The organism is Pseudomonas sp. EL_65y_Pfl2_R95 (assembly GCF_963971045.1).
In the GTDB taxonomy this organism is placed as follows: Bacteria; Pseudomonadota; Gammaproteobacteria; order Pseudomonadales; family Pseudomonadaceae; genus Aquipseudomonas.
In genome coordinates this window covers 327,961-345,665 of record NZ_CAXAOV010000002.1, presented here as the reverse complement: position 1 = coordinate 345,665, position 17,705 = coordinate 327,961, and the positions used below count along the sequence as shown (strand labels likewise).

Genomic DNA, 17,705 nt, shown 5'->3' with positions numbered 1-17,705 from the left:
TAAATTCCGTTGCTAGTTTGCATTGAGTGCAAGGCCAGTGCTGGGTATAATGGCGCGCTTCCTATTTTCCCGTCTGGGAGCCCCCGCCATGCTGCGTATTAGTCAAGAAGCTCTTACCTTCGACGACGTTCTACTTATTCCCGGTTATTCCGATGTTCTGCCGAAGGACGTCAGCCTCAAGACTCGCCTTACCCGTGGTATCGAGCTGAATATTCCTTTGCTTTCAGCTGCGATGGACACTGTTACTGAAGCGCGGTTGGCGATTGCCATGGCGCAAGAAGGCGGCATCGGTATCATCCACAAGAACATGACCATCGAGCAGCAAGCTGCCGAAGTGCGCAAGGTCAAGAAGTTCGAAGCGGGTGTGGTCAAAGACCCCATCACCATCGAGGCTGATGCTACGGTGCGTGATCTGTTCGAACTGACGCGTCAGAACAACATTTCCGGTGTGCCTGTGCTGTCTAACGGCGACCTGGTTGGCATTGTTACTTCACGTGATGTGCGCTTCGAAACCCGCATGGACGCTAAAGTCCATGAAGTGATGACGCCGAAAGAGCGTTTGGTCACGGTTAAAGAAGGCGCCGACAAGAATGTTGTGCGTGATTTGCTGCACAAGCATCGCATCGAAAAAGTCCTGATCGTCAATGATGCCTTCCAACTGAAGGGCATGATGACCGTTAAAGACATCGAAAAAGCTAAAGCTTACCCGCTGGCTAGCAAAGACGATCAAGCGCGTCTGCGTGTTGGTGCGGCAGTCGGTACAGGCCCGGAAACCGGCGATCGGGTTGCTGCATTGGCGGCGGCTGGCGTCGATGTGATTATCGTCGACACCGCTCACGGCCACTCCAAAGGGGTGATCGATCGTGTGCGTTGGGTTAAGCAGACTTTCCCTGATATTCAGGTTATCGGTGGCAACATTGCTACCGGTGCTGCGGCCAAGGCGTTGGTTGAAGCGGGCGCTGACGCGGTTAAAGTCGGTATCGGCCCAGGCTCGATCTGCACCACGCGTATCGTTGCCGGCGTCGGCGTACCGCAAATTTCGGCGGTGGCCAATGTTGCGGCAGCCCTTGAAGGCACTGGCGTTCCATTGATCGCTGACGGCGGCATTCGTTTTTCCGGTGATTTGTCGAAAGCGATCGTGGCCGGTGCATCCTGCGTGATGATTGGTTCGATGCTTGCCGGTACTGAAGAAGCGCCAGGCGAAGTTGAACTGTTCCAGGGCCGTTCTTACAAAGCGTATCGCGGCATGGGTTCGCTGGGCGCTATGTCCCAAGCTCAAGGCTCGTCCGACCGCTACTTCCAGGACTCCTCGGCTGGCGCTGAGAAGCTGGTCCCGGAAGGGATTGAAGGTCGCGTACCTTATAAAGGCTCGATGGCGGCAATCGTTCATCAATTGATGGGCGGCCTGCGTGCTTCGATGGGCTACACCGGTTGCGCAACGGTTGAAGACATGCGCACCAAGCCTGAGTTTGTCCGCATCACTGGCGCCGGTATGGCTGAGTCGCACGTGCATGACGTGCAGATCACCAAGGAAGCACCGAACTATCGCGTCGGCTAAAAATCAGTTTGAAGCAAATTGATTTTTATACAGGTTAAGAAGTACGGGGCCGAATTGATCGGCCCCTTGTCATTTGTGAATTCCGCTACGAGAGACGGCTATGGCTCATCCTGATATTCACGCCCATCGCATCCTTATTTTGGACTTTGGCTCCCAGTACACTCAATTGATCGCCCGCCGCGTGCGTGAGATCGGGGTCTATTGCGAACTGCATCCGTTCGACATGAGCGATGATGAAATTCGCGCATTCGCGCCTCGCGGCATCATTCTCGCGGGCGGTCCTGAGTCGGTTCACGAGCTTAATAGCCCGCGCGCCCCGCAAGCCGTATTCGAGCTGGGTGTGCCGGTTCTGGGTATCTGCTACGGCATGCAAACCATGGCTGAGCAGATGGGCGGTAAAGTGCTCGGCTCTGATGTGCGTGAGTTTGGTTATGCGCGCGTTGATGTAGTCGGCAAGGGCCGCTTGCTCGATGGCATCGAAGACCATGTTGATGACGACGGTGTGTTCGGCCTCGATGTGTGGATGAGCCACGGTGACAAAGTCACCACCATGCCGGAAGGCTTCAGCGTTCTGGCGAGCACGCCGAGCTGCCCGATTGCCGGCATGTTCGATGATGCACGTGGCTACTACGGCGTGCAGTTCCACCCCGAAGTGACGCACACCAAGCAGGGCGGTCGTATCCTCTCGCGCTTCGTGCTCGACATTGCGGGCTGTGAAGCGCTGTGGACCCCGTCCAACATCGTCGATGACGCCATTGCTCAAGTGCGTCAGCAAGTGGGCGATGCCAATGTTCTGCTGGGGTTGTCTGGCGGCGTTGACTCCTCGGTTGTGGCAGCGTTGCTGCACAAGGCAATCGGCGATCAGCTGACCTGCGTATTCGTCGATAACGGCCTGCTGCGCCTGCACGAAGGCGAGCAAGTCATGGCCATGTTTGCGGAAAACATGGGCGTTAAAGTGATTCGCGCCAATGCTGAGAGCCAGTTCCTCGACAATCTGGCTGGCGAAGCCGATCCAGAGAAAAAGCGCAAAATCATCGGTCGCACCTTTATCGACGTGTTCGATGCACAAGCCTCGAAACTGGATAACATCCAGTTCCTCGCCCAGGGCACCATTTACCCCGACGTGATCGAGTCTGCTGGTGCGAAAACTGGCAAGGCCCACGTGATCAAGTCGCACCACAACGTTGGCGGCCTGCCAGAGGAAATGAACCTCAAGCTGGTTGAGCCCCTGCGTGAGCTGTTCAAAGACGAAGTGCGCAAAATCGGCCTTGAGCTGGGCTTGCCGTTCGACATGGTTTACCGCCACCCATTCCCAGGCCCAGGCCTAGGCGTGCGTATCCTTGGTGAAGTGAAAAAGGAATACGCCGACATACTGCGTCGTGCGGATCACATCTTCATTGAAGAGCTGCGTAATTTTGACTGGTACCACAAGACCAGCCAAGCATTCGTGGTGTTCCAGCCCGTTAAATCGGTGGGTGTGGTCGGTGATGGCCGTCGCTACGCATGGGTTGTTGCCTTGCGCGCCGTTGAAACCATCGACTTTATGACCGCACGTTGGGCGCACCTGCCTTACGAGCTGCTGGAAAAAGTCAGCAACCGCATAATCAATGAGATCGAAGGCATCTCACGCGTCACCTACGACGTGTCGAGCAAGCCACCGGCAACCATTGAGTGGGAGTGATCCCGCATCCGGCCTAGGCTGGAGATAGCGACAGAAACAACCAAAAAGCCCGCTTAATTGCGGGTTTTTCTATGCTGTTTTTTGCGTGCTGCCGTACAAAAGCAGGCGATAACATGAACGGAAACTTGATGCTGATATAGCGTCAAAGCGCTTTGACTGCGTGGCTTCTGAAGCCATCCCAAAGCGGGGTATACCGTTTCCACAATCAAATTTCAGGCTTTGTGGCCGCTCTTGCGCTTAGTGGTTTGCGCGTGGCTATGTCAGCTGACGTTGTATATCTTGGCGGCCATGCAATACACGGATGATTTCAACCCTGTTGGCGATTACCCGGTAAAACAGGGTGTGGCTTTCTACAGGAAAGCTTCTGGTGTCAGGCATGAGTTCGGGGCGTTCGGTACCCATAAGGGGCTGTTGGGTTCGTAGGCAGAACTGTTTCTTGACCTTAGCCAGATAGCTTTCGCAATGGGGCCGCCCCCATTGGCGAAGACCGTATTGGTTAATGTCTTTGAGGTCATTTTGGGCGGCAGGCGCGATGACAAGCAGATGAGAGGTCATGCGATTCAGCGTTTGATCTCGTCAAAAAAAGCCTCAAGCGCCACTTTTGATTCGATCGCGATACCGTTGCCATTATCTAGCTGGTTTGTACCGACTTTCAGTTGCTCACGCAGGCGAGCCAGCTTGATCTCGTGAACCCAGTCTTCGTGGGTCTCCATGAACCGTAATGCTTCGCGGATGACTTCGCTGGCGTTGTTGTACATGCCAGTTTTCACCTTGGCTTTAATGCGAGACTCCAGTTCGGGAGTAAGTGATACATGCATAATGACCTCCAAAGAAAAACATTTCCCTAAAGAACCCTGGGTTGGCTTACAAAGATCGTCAATCATTGTACTCGCTCCAGGGGGCGTATCCCGGGCTGAAAAATAGGCATGGGATTTTCAGGTTTAAGATTTCATTTGAATATTTTTTCTATTGATTGTTGCTACGCGTGACACAAGTCCTTTTCAGGCTGCCGGCCTGGCAGTGATTAACCCTTGGGAAAATAATTTATAAACACAGCCTAAGACGAACCGCTTAGGCATTTACTTATAATCTTTCGGTTGATTGCCATATACGGTTAGGGCATTAACCCGGCCCATCGCTGGCGGCGGCCAACAGCGTCACGATCACGTCGCCGATTGGCGTAGCGATGCCATGTGAGCGGGCGCAGCGCTGCAGGACCCCGTTACGGCAATCCCATTCCAGTGGCTGGCCAGCTTGCCGGTCAGCGAGGATAGACGTGCCTTGGTCGGCTGGGTAGCGGCAAAAGACATCGACAATATCTTGCGGCACTTCGTCGCTCAGTACAGCACCTTCCGCGCGAGCAACTTCAAGGCATTCGCGTAAGTAGGCGCGCGCCAGTTCGCTGATGTCGTCACGGATAAACATACCGGCCCTTCGTCCGGTTAGCACCATCAAGCCTGCGGCTGCGTTTTGCAGCAGCTTGCGCCAGGCAACCGAGGTGAAGTCGGGCGCCACTTCGACTGAGCAGAGTGTGTCCGATAACGCATTGACCACTAAGGCAGTCGCCTCGGTGTCCGGCAAGGTGAGGCGGGCCTTGGCGCGCAGCCACACCGAGTTGTCCGGCTCGCGCTGTGCGGGGAACCACACCACTGAAGGCAGCACCGGGCCACCGGAGACATGGGGTGTGATCAGCGCTTTTTGCTCTACGCCGTTTTGCAGTGCACAGACAACAGTCTGCTCGCTGCATAAGGCCGAGAGCCAAGGCGCTATCGCATCGATCTGAGTTGACTTAACCGCGACGAAAACCAAGTCATAGGTCTTTTTGATCGCTGACGGGTCCGCCAGCACAGGAGCCGGCACCACGATATTGCCGCCGTCGTAGCGCAATTCAAGATGCTCGTAGGCTGTTCGACCGCAAATCAATGGTGTGCGCCCGACCGCATGCAGCGCCGCCGCGATGGTCGTGCCTATAGCTCCGGGGCCAATGAGGGCAATGGTTGGATTTTCAGGCGTCATCATTACCATCCTGTCTTGATCGTTATTTTCTGTTCTGACAACCATGCGGTACAGGGCAGGGCTAGATCAAGTCTTTCGATGTTGGGAGCATAGATGTGACTCGAATGGATATGAAAGCCAATCCGATCCAATCCTTTGTTTTGCGGGTGTGACCTTATGTTCACTCGGCTGCGGGGTTGGTGCCGTGATAAAATCAGCGGATTGCCGACTGAAGTGATTTGTGGCAACACCGCATGTTGTTGTAACCGTTAGGGCAAGAGTCGTTTTCCGTAGAGAAAATGCTGTTGCCCGCCGCCTGATGGGCTCGAATTGATTGGCTAATAGGAGCCCATTTGTATGTCGTTTACGCGTAGACAAGTGCTCGCCGGGCTTGCGGGTTTGAGTGTCATTGGCCTTGGCGCCGGTGGTGCGCGGCTGTGGTTGGGTCGTCCGTTCGATCAGAAAACCCACGATTACGAATTGATCGCCGCGCCGGTTGATCTAGAGCTGGTGCCGGGCCATATGACCACTGCATGGGGCTACGGCGGTTTGGCGCCGGGCCAGGAAATCCGCTGTCGGCAGGGCGACCTGTTGCGTGTGCGCTTTATCAACAAGCTGCCTGAGCAGACCACTATCCACTGGCATGGCATTCGGTTGCCACTGGAGATGGACGGCGTGCCTTACGTTTCGCAGATGCCGGTGCTGCCCGGTGAATACTTCGACTATCAGTTTGTGCCGCCAGATGCGGGTAGTTTTTGGTATCACCCCCATCTGTTCAGCTCCGAGCAGATGGGGCAGGGTTTGGTTGGGCCGCTGGTCATTGAAGAGCGTGAGCCTAGCGAGTTCAAACATGAGCGCACGCTGAGCATTAAAAATTGGCACGTTGATGAACAAGGTCAGTACACACCGTTCAGTATTGCGCGCCAAGCTGCGCGTGAAGGCACGCGCGGGCGTTTGTCGACCATCAATGCAGTGCATGTACCGACGCTTGAATTGCCGGCAGGGCAGGTGGTGCGGCTGCGGCTGATCAATCTCGACAACACAGTTACCTACCGTTTGAACTTGCCTGGCGTCGAGTCGCGTATTTATGCCATTGATGGCAATCCGATTGTGCCGCGTGATTTGGGTAAAGAGTATTGGCTGGGTGCTGGCATGCGCCTTGATCTGGCTGTACGTGTGCCTGAGGCCGGTAAAGAGTTGTCGCTGCGAAATGGCTCTGTACGCTTGGCAACGCTCAAGAGTGTGGCCTCAACTGACGCTGCGGCTGATTGGCCTGCGGCATTGCCGGCCAACCCCGTCGCTGAGCCTGACTTGGCCAAGGCCGAAACCATCAAGTTCAACTTTGAATGGGCGGCGTCGCTGGCAGATCCTAATCAGAAAGGGCCAGCCAAGTACTGGCAGATTAATGGTCAGGCTTGGGATATCAACGATAAAACCTGTGCTGATCGGCCCATTGCTACGCTAAAGTTGAATAACAGCTATATTTTTGAACTGCGCAACATGGCGCAGTACCTGCACCCGATTCATTTGCATGGTATGACCTTTAAAGTCCTCAGCTCGAACCGGAAAAAGATTATTCCGTACTTCACCGACACCTATTTGCTGGGCAAAAATGAAACCGCAAAAATCGCCTTGGTTGCCGATAATCCTGGGGTGTGGATGTTCCATTGCCATGTGATTGATCACATGGAAACCGGTCTTATGGCCGCGATTGCGGTGGTCTGATGCGACAGCCGAAAATCATTGATCGCAGTCAGGATCAACACTTTATGCGCGAGGCGCTGCTATTGGCTGAGCACGGCGCCGTGCTGGGTGAAGTGCCGGTAGGCGCGGTGCTGGTGCAGGACGGCAAGATCATTGGGCGTGGCTTTAATTGCCCAATCTCAACCCATGACCCAAGCGCCCATGCCGAGATGATGGCGATTCGGGATGCAGCCCGGCAGCTGGATAATTACCGCCTGCCGGGCAGTACCCTGTATGTGACCTTGGAGCCTTGCAGCATGTGTGCAGGGTTGATCGTCCACGCGCGGGTTGAGCGTGTGGTGTTCGGTGCGACGGAGCCCAAGGCTGGGGTTGCCCTGAGTCGTGGTGAGTTTTTCAATCAGGCATTTCTTAATCATCGGGTGATGATTGAGGGCGGGGTTTTGGCGCAAGAATGCAGTGAAGTGCTGAGTGCTTTTTTTAAAGCGCGCCGCGCCAATCAATCGCGCTAGGCTGGCAGTGGGCGTTTATAAAGGCGGTGATTCAGCTTCGATCGACTCTTTGCTGACGCCCGGCAGGTGCATGCTGCTTTCGACAACCTGATTGCTCTCAAGCTGTGGCTGAGTCACCCAGGTAAGGATGTCGTAGTAGCGGCGAATGTTACGCACGAAGTGCACAGGCTCGCCGCCACGGGCATAACCATAACGGGTTTTGCTGTACCACTTCTTTTGCGCCAGGCGCGGCAGAATCGATTGCACGTCGAGCCACTTGTTTGGGTCCAGCCCTTCGGCTTCGGTGAGTTTGCGCGCATCTTCAAGGTGGCCGCCGCCGACATTGTAGGCGGCGAGAGCGAACCAGGTTCGGTCCGGCTCTGGGATGCTATCGGGCAACAACTCTTTGACGTGAATAATGTACTTGGCACCGCCATCGATACTTTGCTTGGGGTCGAGTCGATTCGAAACGCCCATTGCTTGTGCCGTGCGCAAGGTCAGCATCATAAGTCCGCGGACCCCGGTTTTGGAGGTGGCGGTGGGTTGCCAGAGTGATTCCTGGTAACCCATTGCGGCGAGCAGCCGCCAGTCCATATTATTGCTGCGCCCAGCCTGACGGAAGAATTGCTCGTAGCGCGGCAGGCGTTTTTGCAGGTGTTGGGCAAAGGTGTAAGCCCCCACATAACCGAGTACGTCAACGTGACCGTAATAGCGGTCGGTCAGGCGTTTAAGGCTGCCGTTCTCCTTGGCGCGCCCAATAAAGGTGTTGACCTCATCGAGCAGGCTATGGTCTTCGCCCGGCTTTACTGCCCAGGCGAGATTGAGTGAGTCGCCAAGATCAAATGCAACCCGCACATTGGGAAAGTACACCTGATTCATGGCCAGCTCGTTGGAGTCAACCAGGGTGAGGTCGATCTGGTCTTCATCAACCATGCGCAGCAGGTCGACGATTTCAACGTCGGAGGACTCTTCATACTCAAGTGTCGGCATTTGCACTTTTAGCTGGGCCAGCTGTTCGGCGTGACTGCTGCCTTTAAGCACGACGATGCGTTTGCCGAGCAAGTCTTCCGGGCGAGTAGGGCGGCGCTCGCCGTTGCGGTAGATAACTTGCGGGGTGACTTCGAGATAGGGCTTGGAAAACAGCGCTTGTTGTTTGCGTCCGGCGCTATCGACCAGACCAGCGGCAGCCAATACCGGACCATCAGCCGCATTTAAACGGTTAAATAGATCATCGAGGTTGTCGGCCGTTTCGATTTTTAGCTCGACTTTAAGGTCGGCGGCAAATCGTTTGACCAGTTCATACTCAAAACCGGTCTCACCGTTGCGGTCCTGAAAGTAGGTCGCGGGGCTGTTCCTGGTGATCACCCGCAGTACTCCCTCCGCCTGCACTTGCTCAAGGGTTGTGGGTACTTTTTCTTCGGCACCACAGCCATTTAGCAGCAGAAGGATTCCGATCGCTGACAGCCATTTGGCGTAGCGCGTGCGGATCGCTGATTGGGAATACATCGATGCAGTATACGCAAAGGATTCGCCTTGCAATATCTCGACAGACAGGCGCATCTCTGCTAGCACACAGACTGTCGTTTTGGCGGTGGCAAACGGGTGATGTGTTCGGCGCTTTAGGCTAGAATGCACGGCCTCAAAGCACACCCCCTTCCCAGAGGCTGTCATCGATGTTGATCCTGCGCGGTGCCCCCGCTCTTTCTGCTTTTCGCCACGGCAAGTTGCTTGAGCAACTTACCCGCAAAATACCGGCTGTTACTGGGCTGTACGCCGAATTTGCACACTTCGCCGATGTGGTCGGTGTTCTGACCGCCGACGAAGAGCAAGTTTTGGCTCGTTTGCTGAAATACGGGCCGAGTGTAGAAGTGCAGGAGCCAAGCGGTCGCTTGTTTCTGACGATTCCACGTTTCGGCACGATTTCGCCTTGGTCGAGCAAGGCCAGTGATATCGCCCGTAACTGTGGTTTGGCGAAAATTCAACGCATCGAGCGCGGTATTTCCTACTACGTCAGTGGTGAGCTGGATGCGGCGGCGCGCGAGCAGGTTGCCGTATTGTTGCATGACCGCATGACGCAGCTGGTGTTGGAAGACTTTGCCGGCGCTGCTGCACTGTTCAGCCATGCCACACCTAAACCATTGACCGTGGTTGACGTGCTCGGTGGCGGTCGTGCTGCTTTGGAAAAGGCCAACGTCGAGCTGGGCTTGGCGCTGGCTGAAGATGAAATCGATTATTTGGTCAGCAGTTTTGGCGCCATGGGCCGTAATCCCCATGACATCGAACTGATGATGTTTGCTCAGGCTAACTCTGAGCATTGCCGCCACAAGATTTTCAATGCCAGCTGGGATATCGACGGCCAGTCGCAAGACAAATCCCTGTTCGGCATGATCAAAAACACCTACCAGATGCACAGCGAAGGCGTTCTGTCGGCTTATAAAGACAATGCCGCAGTGATCGTCGGTAGCACCGCTGGACGTTTTTTCCCGAATTCGCAAACCCGTGAGTACGGCGCTGTTACTGAGCCTGTGCACATTTTGATGAAGGTCGAAACCCACAACCACCCAACTGCGATTGCCCCGTTTCCGGGCGCATCGACCGGTTCCGGCGGTGAGATTCGTGATGAAGGCGCAACCGGCCGTGGCGCCAAGCCGAAAGCGGGCCTGACCGGTTTCACCGTGTCCAACCTGCAGATTCCTGGCTTTGAACAGCCGTGGGAAGTGCCATACGGCAAGCCTGAACGCATCGTGACGGCACTGGACATCATGATCGAAGGCCCGCTGGGCGGCGCCGCGTTTAACAACGAATTTGGTCGTCCGGCCCTGACCGGTTATTTCCGTACCTTCGAGCAATTGATCAGCACCCCGCATGGCGATGAAGTGCGCGGCTACCACAAGCCGATCATGCTGGCCGGCGGTATGGGCAACATCCGTGAAGATCATGTACAAAAAGCCGAAATCACCGTCGGCTCCAAGCTCATCGTGCTCGGTGGCCCGGCCATGCTTATTGGCTTGGGTGGCGGGGCGGCTTCTTCGATGGCCACAGGTGCCAGCTCTGCTGATCTCGACTTCGCCTCTGTGCAGCGCGAAAACCCGGAAATGGAGCGCCGCTGTCAGGAGGTTATCGACCGGTGCTGGCAGTTGGGTGACGACAACCCGATCAGCTTTATCCATGACGTCGGCGCGGGCGGTTTGTCCAACGCATTCCCTGAGCTGGTCAATGATGCCGATCGCGGTGGCCGGTTTGATCTGCGTGCAGTGCCGAATGACGAGCCCGGCATGGCGCCACTGGAAATCTGGTGCAACGAATCCCAGGAACGCTATGTAATGGCGGTTGATGCGGCCGACTTCGAGCGTTTCAAGGCAATTTGTGAGCGTGAGCGCTGCCCGTTTGCCGTGGTCGGTGAGGCTACTGCCGAGCAGCACTTGACCGTTGCGGATAGCCATTTTGGCAACAACGCGGTTGATATGCCGCTTAACGTGTTGCTTGGTAAGGCGCCGCGCATGCACCGCAGCGCTGATCGTGAGGCTGAGCTGGGGGATGATTTCGATCCTGCTGGCGTTGATATTAAGGAGGCGGTCACCCGCGTCCTGCATCACCCGGCCGTGGCCAGCAAGAATTTCCTGATCACCATTGGCGACCGCACCATCACCGGTATGGTGGCGCGTGATCAGATGGTCGGTCCATGGCAGGTGCCAGTTGCCGACTGTGCGGTAACCGCCGCCAGCTTCGATACCTACAACGGTGAAGCCATGGCCATGGGTGAGCGTACACCCCTGGCCTTGCTGGACTCCCCGGCCTCGGGTCGTATGGCCGTTGGCGAGACCCTGACCAATATGGCATGCGCACGCATCGACAAAATTTCCGACATTAAACTGTCGGCAAACTGGATGGCGGCTGCTGGCCACCCCGGTGAAGATGCCCGCCTGTTTGACACGGTTAAAGCCGTCGGCATGGAGTTGTGCCCTGAGCTGGGTATCACCATTCCGGTGGGTAAAGACTCGATGTCAATGAAAACCCGGTGGCAAGACGGTGACGCTGACAAGAGCGTGACCTCGCCCATGTCGTTGATTGTCACTGGCTTCGCCCCGGTTAAAGACATTCGTCGCACGCTTACTCCAGAGCTGCGTATGGACAAAGGCGAGACCGACCTGATCCTGATCGATCTTGGCCGTGGCCAGAATCGCATGGGGGCGTCTATTTTGGCGCAGGTTTACGGCAAGCTGGGTAAGCAGGCCCCAGATGTCGATGATGCTGAAGACCTGAAAGCGTTCTTCGCGGTGATTCAGGGCCTGAACGCCGATGGCCGTTTGCTGGCTTACCACGACCGTTCCGACGGCGGCCTGTTGGCGACTGTGGTCGAGATGGCGTTTGCCGGTCACTGCGGCCTTAGCTTGCAACTTGATACCTTGGCCCTAAGCCACGATGAGCTGGCTGGCGTGTTGTTCAACGAAGAGCTGGGCGCGGTGATTCAGGTTAACCAGGACTTCACCGCCGAGGTGCTCTCGCAGTTCTCTGCGGCGGGCTTGGATGACTGCGTTGCCGTGATCGGTAAGCCGGTTAATAACGGTCACGTCGAGATCAGCTATAAAGAGGTGTCTGTGTTCTCTGCAGAGCGCCGTATCCTGCAGCGTCAGTGGTCTGAAACCAGTTACCAGATTCAACGCCTGCGTGATAACGCGCAGTGTGCCGATCAAGAATTCGACGCGCTCCTCGAAGAAGACAACCCAGGCCTGAGCGCCAAGCTCGGCTTCGATGTCAACGAAGACATCGCGGCGCCGTATATCAAAAAAGGTCTGCGTCCTCAGATCGCTGTCCTGCGTGAGCAGGGCGTAAACGGTCAGGTGGAAATGGCTGCAGCCTTCGACCGTGCCGGTTTCAGCGCTGTCGATGTGCACATGAGCGACATCCTTGCAGGTCGAGTTGATCTCGATACCTTCAAAGGTCTGGTTGCGTGTGGCGGCTTCTCCTATGGCGATGTGCTCGGCGCGGGCGAAGGTTGGGCCAAGTCGATTCTGTTCAACAGCCGTGCGCGTGATGCGTTCAGCCGCTTCTTTGAACGTGAAGACAGCTTCTCGCTGGGCGTATGCAATGGTTGCCAGATGCTCTCCAATCTCCATGAGCTGATTCCGGGCAGCGAGTTCTGGCCGCACTTTGTGCGTAACCGTTCTGAGCAGTTCGAAGCGCGCGTGGCGATGGTGCAGGTGCAGGAGTCGGAATCGATATTCTTGCGCGGCATGGCCGGTTCACGTATGCCAATCGCCATTGCACACGGTGAAGGTCATGCCGAGTTCAAGAGCGATCAAGCACTGGTCGAGGCTGACTTGTCAGGCTGTGTGGCGATGCGCTTTGTCGATAACCACGGCAAGGTCAGCGAAACCTATCCAGCTAACCCGAACGGCTCGCCGCGAGGTATCACTGGCCTGACCAGCCGTGATGGCCGTGTGACAATCATGATGCCGCACCCTGAGCGGGTATTCCGTACGGTGCAGAACTCATGGGCACCGGATGAGTGGAATGAAGACGGCGCATGGCTGCGCATGTTCCGCAACGCCCGCGTTTGGGTTGATTGATGGTTTGGCGGGCTCCTAACCGAGCCTGCCAAACGAGTACTGGAGTCTCGTCAGGTAACCCTGGCGAGGCTCACGTGCTGTGCAGTTGTGGGCATTCGTCCACGCTTCCAGATTGAGCAAATTCATGCTCACAAGCGGTTCAGTTTCAGGCACTGCGTCAGCAATGGCTGCTGCCATGTTGCTGTGGGCGCTCGGCACGATTGCCATAATGTGATGGCAGTCATACTTCGTCGATTTCAGGCGTTAGACAGCAATGGCGGCGGTTCTGGGGTTGAACATTATCGCGGTTCTCTAGTCTCTAGTTAGGCATATTCAACCTGTGGCTGGATACATTGATGGCTAAGTGACATTATTGGGTCGCCTGCCGAGATTGCGGAGATCTTGATGTACAAACTGTGCTTTTACGTACCTGAAAGTCACCTTGAAACAGTTAAAACAGCACTTTTTGCCGCCGGTGCCGGGCAGATTGGCAACTACGACAGTTGTTGCTGGCAGGTACCGGGGCAGGGTCAGTTCCGGCCGTTGCCTGGCAGTCAGCCCTACCTGGGTAATGAGGGGGTTGTCGAGCGTCTGTCTGAGTGGAAGGTCGAGTTAGTGGTCGCCGATGAGTTGATCCACGAGACGGTTAAAGCCTTGAAAACCAGTCATCCTTACGAAGCGCCTGCCTATCAAGTGTGGCGGCTTTCGGATTTGCAGTTTTGAGTCAAATTGTTTAACTCGGTCATCAAGGGGCCGCAAATTAGCTCTGTTTCGGTGGCGCAAATGGTGGCCGAAAAAGGCGTCGATCACCCTACGGGCGAATCTCGATTAGGGTGCCGTCTTTTACCAGCGACCAGATCTCGCGCATGTCGGTGTTCTTCATGGCGATGCAGCCATTTGTCCAGTCTAAGCCGCTGAAATACCACTCCGGGTAATCTTCATCGATTGGCGTGCCATGAATCATGATCATGCCGCCCGGTGACAGACCCTTGCTGCGCGCAGTGGCTTGGTCGCGTGCGTTGGGGTAAGAGATGTGCATCGACAACTGATAGTTGTCGCTGGTTTTGCGCCAGTCAATCCAGTAGATGCCTTCAGGTGTGCGCTGATCGCCTTCAAATTCTTTGTGGCCTTTGGGTTTTTTGCCCAGAGAGACGCGGTAGCTTTTGAAGGGCTGACCCTTGCTGATCAGTTGCAGCTTGCGCTCGGACTTCAGAATCAGGATTTTATCGACGCGGTGGAACTGGCTGCTTTTCTGGACGGGAGGTGGGGCGGGTGTATTTGCATACACATTGGTTATCACAGAGAAGCAGATTAAACACAGCAACCAACGCATCAGAACGATATCCATATGATCAAAAAGCTACTTTGTAGTGCGCGCGCAAGGCCGCCAGGGACTCATTGCGAACCGGAAACTGAGCGGTTATACGGTCGGCAAAGTAGCATTCTAAAGTACGGCCGATGGTCGGGAAAGCCAGCTCTGACCAAGGGACGCTCGCTTCATCGAAGAGCGCTACTTCAAGGCTCTCTTCGCCCACCGCAAAATCAAGGTCAGACAACTCGGCGCGGAAGAATACATGCACCTGATTGATATGCGGTAAATCAATCAGGTTGTACAGTGCAAGGTCATGGACGCGGGCACAAGCTTCCTCGGCAGTTTCTCGCGCCGCCGCTTGTTCGATGGTTTCACCGTTTTCCATAAAGCCGGCAGGCAAGGTCCAGAAGCCCTTACGTGGCTCGATTGCCCGGCGGCAAAGAAGAATTTGCTGGTTCCAAACCGGTATGCAGCCCGCAACAATGCGCGGATTTTCGTAATGAATGGTGCTGCACAGCTCGCAGACAAAGCGTAAACGGCTGTCCCCTTCGGGGATGCGATGGCTTACCGGATTGCCACACTGACTGCAGAATTTCATGCCGTTCCCTCACTGCTTATGGCGTATCTTGGCTTGATACACCTGTTTGAATCAATCCTGGCGTCCTCAATAAGGCAATTTCGCCATTGTCTCAAGCTTGGGTGTCGTCGGCTTTCATGCCATTATCCCAGTAAGAAATAGAACACTGAGATTGCCCATGCTCGATGAGCTACTCCAACGTGTACGGTCTCATCAGCCGTTAATTCTGGGAACCGACCATGCTTTCCCTGAAGCTGCGGTGTTGGTTCCTATTACCCGCAGTGATGAACCCGAGGTCGTACTCACATTGCGAGCCAGTGGTTTGTCCACCCATGGCGGTGAAGTCGCGTTTCCGGGTGGTCGGCGCGATCCTGAAGATCAGGATCTGGTGCAAACAGCATTGCGCGAGGCTGAGGAGGAGATTGCCTTACCCCCAGGATTGGTCGAGGTGATTGGGCCGCTCAGCACCTTGGTTTCGCGCCACGGTATTCAAGTCACGCCTTACGTGGGTGTGGTCCCCGACTTTGTTGATTACCGGGCCAATGATGGTGAGATTGCGGCGGTGTTCAGTGTGCCGCTGAAGTTTTTCCGTGAGGATCCGCGCGAGACCACTCACCGGATCGACTACCTTGGCCAGAGTTGGTACGTGCCAAGTTATCGCTACGGCGAATATAAAATATGGGGGTTGACGGCAATCATGTTGGTCGAGCTGATTAATCTGATCTATGACGAGTCGCCGATTGATTTGCACACGCCGCCAAAGCACTTCATTAGCCTGTCGTGAGGAATACCTATTTATGAAATACCGTCTTGGACAATCTGCAGTCGATGCTCACCCTGAAAGCTGGGCCGCGCCGAATGCGACCTTAGTGGGCAAGATTAAACTGGAGCCGGGGGCGAGTGTCTGGTTTAACGCTGTGCTGCGCGGCGACAACGAACTGATTCTGATTGGTGAAAACAGCAACGTGCAGGACGGCACTGTCATGCATACCGACATGGGCTTTCCGCTGACGCTTGGTAAGGGCGTAACCATCGGCCATAACGCTATGTTGCATGGTTGTACCGTGGGTGATTACAGCCTGATTGGCATCAATGCCGTGGTGCTCAATGGTGCCAAAATTGGTAAATACTGCATCATCGGTGCGAACTCGCTGATTGGCGAAGGCAAGGAAATCCCTGATGGATCGCTGGTCATGGGCTCGCCGGGCAAGGTTGTGCGTGAGTTGACCGATGCGCAGAAGAAAATGCTTGAAGCCAGTGCTGCGCACTATGTTCACAACGCCCAACGCTATGCGCGTGATTTAACCGAGCAAGATGATTAAATGAGTGATGAGCGTCCAGTCGCTTCACCCTGCGTACACGTCTGCGCCTTGGATGAAGAAGATATTTGCATTGGCTGTCAGCGCAATGTAGCTGAAATTACCCACTGGAGCCGCATGGATAACCAGGAGCGACGTGCGGTGCTGGTGCAGTGCCATCAGCGAGCCGTGAGCAAAGGTATTATCCTCTGACGCTGCGCTAGCTTGGTGTGGTGCTGTGCGTACCGATGGCCCTGACGCATTCTGCTCGGGCTGTCTTCCTCCATAGTTCTTAGTTTGCCCAAGGAAATGTTATGCCTCGTATTGGAACTCCGTTGTCGCCAAGTGCGACCCGCGTATTGCTGTGTGGCTCGGGCGAGTTGGGCAAAGAAGTGGTGATCGAGTTGCAGCGCCTCGGGGTTGAGGTCATTGCCGTTGATCGCTATGCCGATGCGCCCGCAATGCAGGTCGCGCACCGCAGTCACGTGGTCAATATGCTCGATGGCGCCGAGTTGCGTGCGGTTATCGAGCAGGAAAAGCCGGATTACATCGTCCCCGAAATCGAGGCAATTGCCACTGCAACCCTGGCTGAGCTTGAAGACGAAGGTTACACCGTGATTCCGAGTGCACGCGCCGCTCAATTGACCATGAGTCGTGAAGGTATCCGCCGTTTAGCCGCCGAAGAGCTTGGCTTGCCGACCTCGCCCTATGAATTTGCTGACTCCTTTGAAGCCTTTCAGGCTGCGGTTGAGAAGATCGGTTTTCCATGCGTGGTCAAGCCGATCATGAGCTCTTCTGGCAAAGGCCAGTCGGTACTCAAGACTCAGGCAGATGTGCAGCAGGCCTGGGATTACGCCCAGGACGGTGGGCGTGCTGGCAAAGGCCGGGTGATTGTCGAAGGCTTTATCGACTTTGATTACGAGATTGCGTTGCTGACGGTGCGCCATATCAATGGCACTACCTTCTGCGCCCCTGTAGGTCATCGTCAGGAGCGCGGTGATTACCAGGAGTCATGGCAGCCGCAACCGATGAGTCCAAAGGCCATGGCTGAGGCTGAGCGGATCGCCTTGGCGGTAACTGATTCTCTGGGCGGGCGCGGCCTGTTCGGTGTTGAATTGTTTGTTAAGGGCGATCAGGTCTGGTTCTGTGAAATTTCACCGCGTCCGCACGACACCGGCATGGTCACCTTGATCTCCCAAGACCTTTCCGAGTTTGCGTTGCACGCGCGGGCCATTCTTGGCCTGCCGATTCCGGTGATTCGCCAGTTCGGTCCTTCGGCCTCGGCTGTTGTGCTGGTGGAGGGCGAGTCGAAACAGGTTAGTTTCGGCAATTTAGCGGCGGCGCTGGCTGAGCCCGATACCCTGTTGCGCTTGTTCGGCAAGCCGCAAGTAAGCGGGCAGCGACGCATGGGCGTGGCGCTGGCGCGTGACGAGTCGCTGGAACTGGCACGGGCCAAAGCCACGCGTGCGGCCAAGGCGGTTGACGTCGAGCTGTAAACGATCAGAGCGGGCGGGCGCGGCACTTGATGGTTATCGCGTTGGAG

At 55.7% G+C, this 17,705-nt stretch carries 16 protein-coding genes; 10 read left to right on the top strand and 6 right to left on the bottom strand.

The window, feature by feature from the left end; translation table 11 throughout:
• The first annotated feature begins 88 nt into the window (after positions 1 to 88).
• Both guaB and guaA read left to right on the top strand, forming a co-directional pair.
• Complete coding sequence (guaB, locus tag AACY09_RS09435; protein ID WP_339487482.1) at positions 89 to 1,558, top strand: IMP dehydrogenase; 1,470 nt, start codon at positions 89 to 91, stop codon at positions 1,556 to 1,558.
• Between the two features lie 100 nt (positions 1,559 to 1,658).
• Positions 1,659 to 3,239, top strand: coding sequence for a glutamine-hydrolyzing GMP synthase (gene guaA, locus AACY09_RS09430; RefSeq protein ID WP_339487481.1), 1,581 nt, complete (start codon positions 1,659 to 1,661; stop codon positions 3,237 to 3,239).
• Between the two features lie 255 nt (positions 3,240 to 3,494).
• On the opposite strand, the gene AACY09_RS22030 is transcribed toward guaA, so the two are convergent.
• The 3 genes from AACY09_RS22030 to AACY09_RS09420 form a co-directional block, all read right to left on the bottom strand.
• Positions 3,495 to 3,794, bottom strand: coding sequence for a type II toxin-antitoxin system RelE/ParE family toxin (locus tag AACY09_RS22030; RefSeq protein ID WP_445323801.1), 300 nt, complete (start codon positions 3,792 to 3,794; stop codon positions 3,495 to 3,497).
• A gap of 5 nt (positions 3,795 to 3,799) precedes the next feature.
• Positions 3,800 to 4,123 (bottom strand): type II toxin-antitoxin system ParD family antitoxin, encoded by a 324-nt coding sequence (locus AACY09_RS09425; protein ID WP_339487480.1) that lies wholly within the window; start codon positions 4,121 to 4,123, stop codon positions 3,800 to 3,802.
• Between the two features lie 238 nt (positions 4,124 to 4,361).
• The gene (locus AACY09_RS09420; protein WP_339487479.1) at positions 4,362 to 5,255 is read right to left on the bottom strand and encodes an oxidoreductase; all 894 of its coding nucleotides are present in this window, start codon (positions 5,253 to 5,255) and stop codon (positions 4,362 to 4,364) included.
• A 336-nt stretch (positions 5,256 to 5,591) separates the two neighbouring features.
• Between AACY09_RS09420 and AACY09_RS09415 the strand changes: the two genes are divergently transcribed.
• Positions 5,592 to 6,959: a multicopper oxidase family protein gene (locus tag AACY09_RS09415; protein ID WP_339487478.1), complete on the top strand. Its 1,368-nt coding sequence runs from the start codon at positions 5,592 to 5,594 to the stop codon at positions 6,957 to 6,959.
• Positions 6,959 to 7,447 carry a tRNA adenosine(34) deaminase TadA gene (tadA, locus tag AACY09_RS09410; protein WP_339487477.1) on the top strand — a complete coding sequence of 163 codons (489 nt, stop codon included), beginning with the start codon at positions 6,959 to 6,961 and terminating at the stop codon, positions 7,445 to 7,447. Before AACY09_RS09415 ends, tadA begins: the two co-directional genes overlap by 1 nt.
• A gap of 15 nt (positions 7,448 to 7,462) precedes the next feature.
• On the opposite strand, the gene mltF is transcribed toward tadA, so the two are convergent.
• A complete protein-coding gene (mltF, locus tag AACY09_RS09405) occupies positions 7,463 to 8,932 on the bottom strand; it encodes a membrane-bound lytic murein transglycosylase MltF (RefSeq protein WP_339487475.1) in 1,470 nt (489 codons plus the stop codon).
• A 167-nt stretch (positions 8,933 to 9,099) separates the two neighbouring features.
• Here mltF and purL point away from each other — a divergent pair, with 167 nt between their 5' ends.
• Both purL and AACY09_RS09395 read left to right on the top strand, forming a co-directional pair.
• Positions 9,100 to 12,996: a phosphoribosylformylglycinamidine synthase gene (gene purL / locus AACY09_RS09400; protein ID WP_339487474.1), complete on the top strand. Its 3,897-nt coding sequence runs from the start codon at positions 9,100 to 9,102 to the stop codon at positions 12,994 to 12,996.
• A 384-nt stretch (positions 12,997 to 13,380) separates the two neighbouring features.
• Positions 13,381 to 13,698, top strand: a complete 318-nt coding sequence (locus tag AACY09_RS09395) for a YqfO family protein (protein ID WP_339487473.1) — start codon at positions 13,381 to 13,383, stop codon at positions 13,696 to 13,698.
• Positions 13,699 to 13,786: 88 nt separating this feature from the next.
• Here AACY09_RS09395 and AACY09_RS09390 read toward each other — a convergent pair whose 3' ends face one another.
• Both AACY09_RS09390 and AACY09_RS09385 read right to left on the bottom strand, forming a co-directional pair.
• Positions 13,787 to 14,308: a L,D-transpeptidase family protein gene (locus AACY09_RS09390; protein WP_339487472.1), complete on the bottom strand. Its 522-nt coding sequence runs from the start codon at positions 14,306 to 14,308 to the stop codon at positions 13,787 to 13,789.
• Positions 14,309 to 14,327: 19 nt separating this feature from the next.
• Positions 14,328 to 14,885 (bottom strand): NUDIX hydrolase, encoded by a 558-nt coding sequence (locus tag AACY09_RS09385; RefSeq protein WP_339487470.1) that lies wholly within the window; start codon positions 14,883 to 14,885, stop codon positions 14,328 to 14,330.
• Between the two features lie 157 nt (positions 14,886 to 15,042).
• Here AACY09_RS09385 and AACY09_RS09380 point away from each other — a divergent pair, with 157 nt between their 5' ends.
• The 4 genes from AACY09_RS09380 to purT all read left to right on the top strand — a co-directional run bounded on the left by AACY09_RS09380 (position 15,043) and on the right by purT (position 17,658).
• Entirely contained in the window at positions 15,043 to 15,648 is a 606-nt protein-coding gene (locus tag AACY09_RS09380; protein ID WP_339487469.1) for a CoA pyrophosphatase, read from the top strand.
• A 13-nt stretch (positions 15,649 to 15,661) separates the two neighbouring features.
• Positions 15,662 to 16,186 (top strand): gamma carbonic anhydrase family protein, encoded by a 525-nt coding sequence (locus AACY09_RS09375; protein ID WP_339487467.1) that lies wholly within the window; start codon positions 15,662 to 15,664, stop codon positions 16,184 to 16,186.
• A complete protein-coding gene (locus tag AACY09_RS09370) occupies positions 16,187 to 16,375 on the top strand; it encodes a DUF1289 domain-containing protein (protein ID WP_339487466.1) in 189 nt (62 codons plus the stop codon).
• Positions 16,376 to 16,476: 101 nt separating this feature from the next.
• On the top strand, positions 16,477 to 17,658 hold the full coding sequence (purT, locus tag AACY09_RS09365) for a formate-dependent phosphoribosylglycinamide formyltransferase (protein ID WP_339487465.1): 1,182 nt from the start codon (positions 16,477 to 16,479) through the stop codon (positions 17,656 to 17,658).
• Positions 17,659 to 17,705 lie beyond the last annotated feature (47 nt).

Excerpts from the sequence above, each read along its gene's own strand:
- AACY09_RS09415 (WP_339487478.1), top strand. The coding sequence starts at position 5,592 with ATGTCGTTTACGCGTAGACAAGTGCTCGCCGGGCTTGCGGGTTTGAGT.
- AACY09_RS09380 (WP_339487469.1), top strand. The coding sequence starts at position 15,043 with ATGCTCGATGAGCTACTCCAACGTGTACGGTCTCATCAGCCGTTAATT.
- tadA (WP_339487477.1), top strand. The coding sequence starts at position 6,959 with ATGCGACAGCCGAAAATCATTGATCGCAGTCAGGATCAACACTTTATG.
- AACY09_RS22030 (WP_445323801.1), bottom strand. The coding sequence starts at position 3,794 with ATGACCTCTCATCTGCTTGTCATCGCGCCTGCCGCCCAAAATGACCTC.
- AACY09_RS09370 (WP_339487466.1), top strand. The coding sequence starts at position 16,187 with ATGAGTGATGAGCGTCCAGTCGCTTCACCCTGCGTACACGTCTGCGCC.
- guaA (WP_339487481.1), top strand. The coding sequence starts at position 1,659 with ATGGCTCATCCTGATATTCACGCCCATCGCATCCTTATTTTGGACTTT.
- AACY09_RS09385 (WP_339487470.1), bottom strand. The coding sequence starts at position 14,885 with ATGAAATTCTGCAGTCAGTGTGGCAATCCGGTAAGCCATCGCATCCCC.
- guaB (WP_339487482.1), top strand. The coding sequence starts at position 89 with ATGCTGCGTATTAGTCAAGAAGCTCTTACCTTCGACGACGTTCTACTT.
- AACY09_RS09375 (WP_339487467.1), top strand. The coding sequence starts at position 15,662 with ATGAAATACCGTCTTGGACAATCTGCAGTCGATGCTCACCCTGAAAGC.
- AACY09_RS09425 (WP_339487480.1), bottom strand. The coding sequence starts at position 4,123 with ATGATTGACGATCTTTGTAAGCCAACCCAGGGTTCTTTAGGGAAATGT.
- purT (WP_339487465.1), top strand. The coding sequence starts at position 16,477 with ATGCCTCGTATTGGAACTCCGTTGTCGCCAAGTGCGACCCGCGTATTG.
- purL (WP_339487474.1), top strand. The coding sequence starts at position 9,100 with ATGTTGATCCTGCGCGGTGCCCCCGCTCTTTCTGCTTTTCGCCACGGC.
- AACY09_RS09420 (WP_339487479.1), bottom strand. The coding sequence starts at position 5,255 with ATGACGCCTGAAAATCCAACCATTGCCCTCATTGGCCCCGGAGCTATA.
- mltF (WP_339487475.1), bottom strand. The coding sequence starts at position 8,932 with ATGTATTCCCAATCAGCGATCCGCACGCGCTACGCCAAATGGCTGTCA.
- AACY09_RS09395 (WP_339487473.1), top strand. The coding sequence starts at position 13,381 with ATGTACAAACTGTGCTTTTACGTACCTGAAAGTCACCTTGAAACAGTT.
- AACY09_RS09390 (WP_339487472.1), bottom strand. The coding sequence starts at position 14,308 with ATGCGTTGGTTGCTGTGTTTAATCTGCTTCTCTGTGATAACCAATGTG.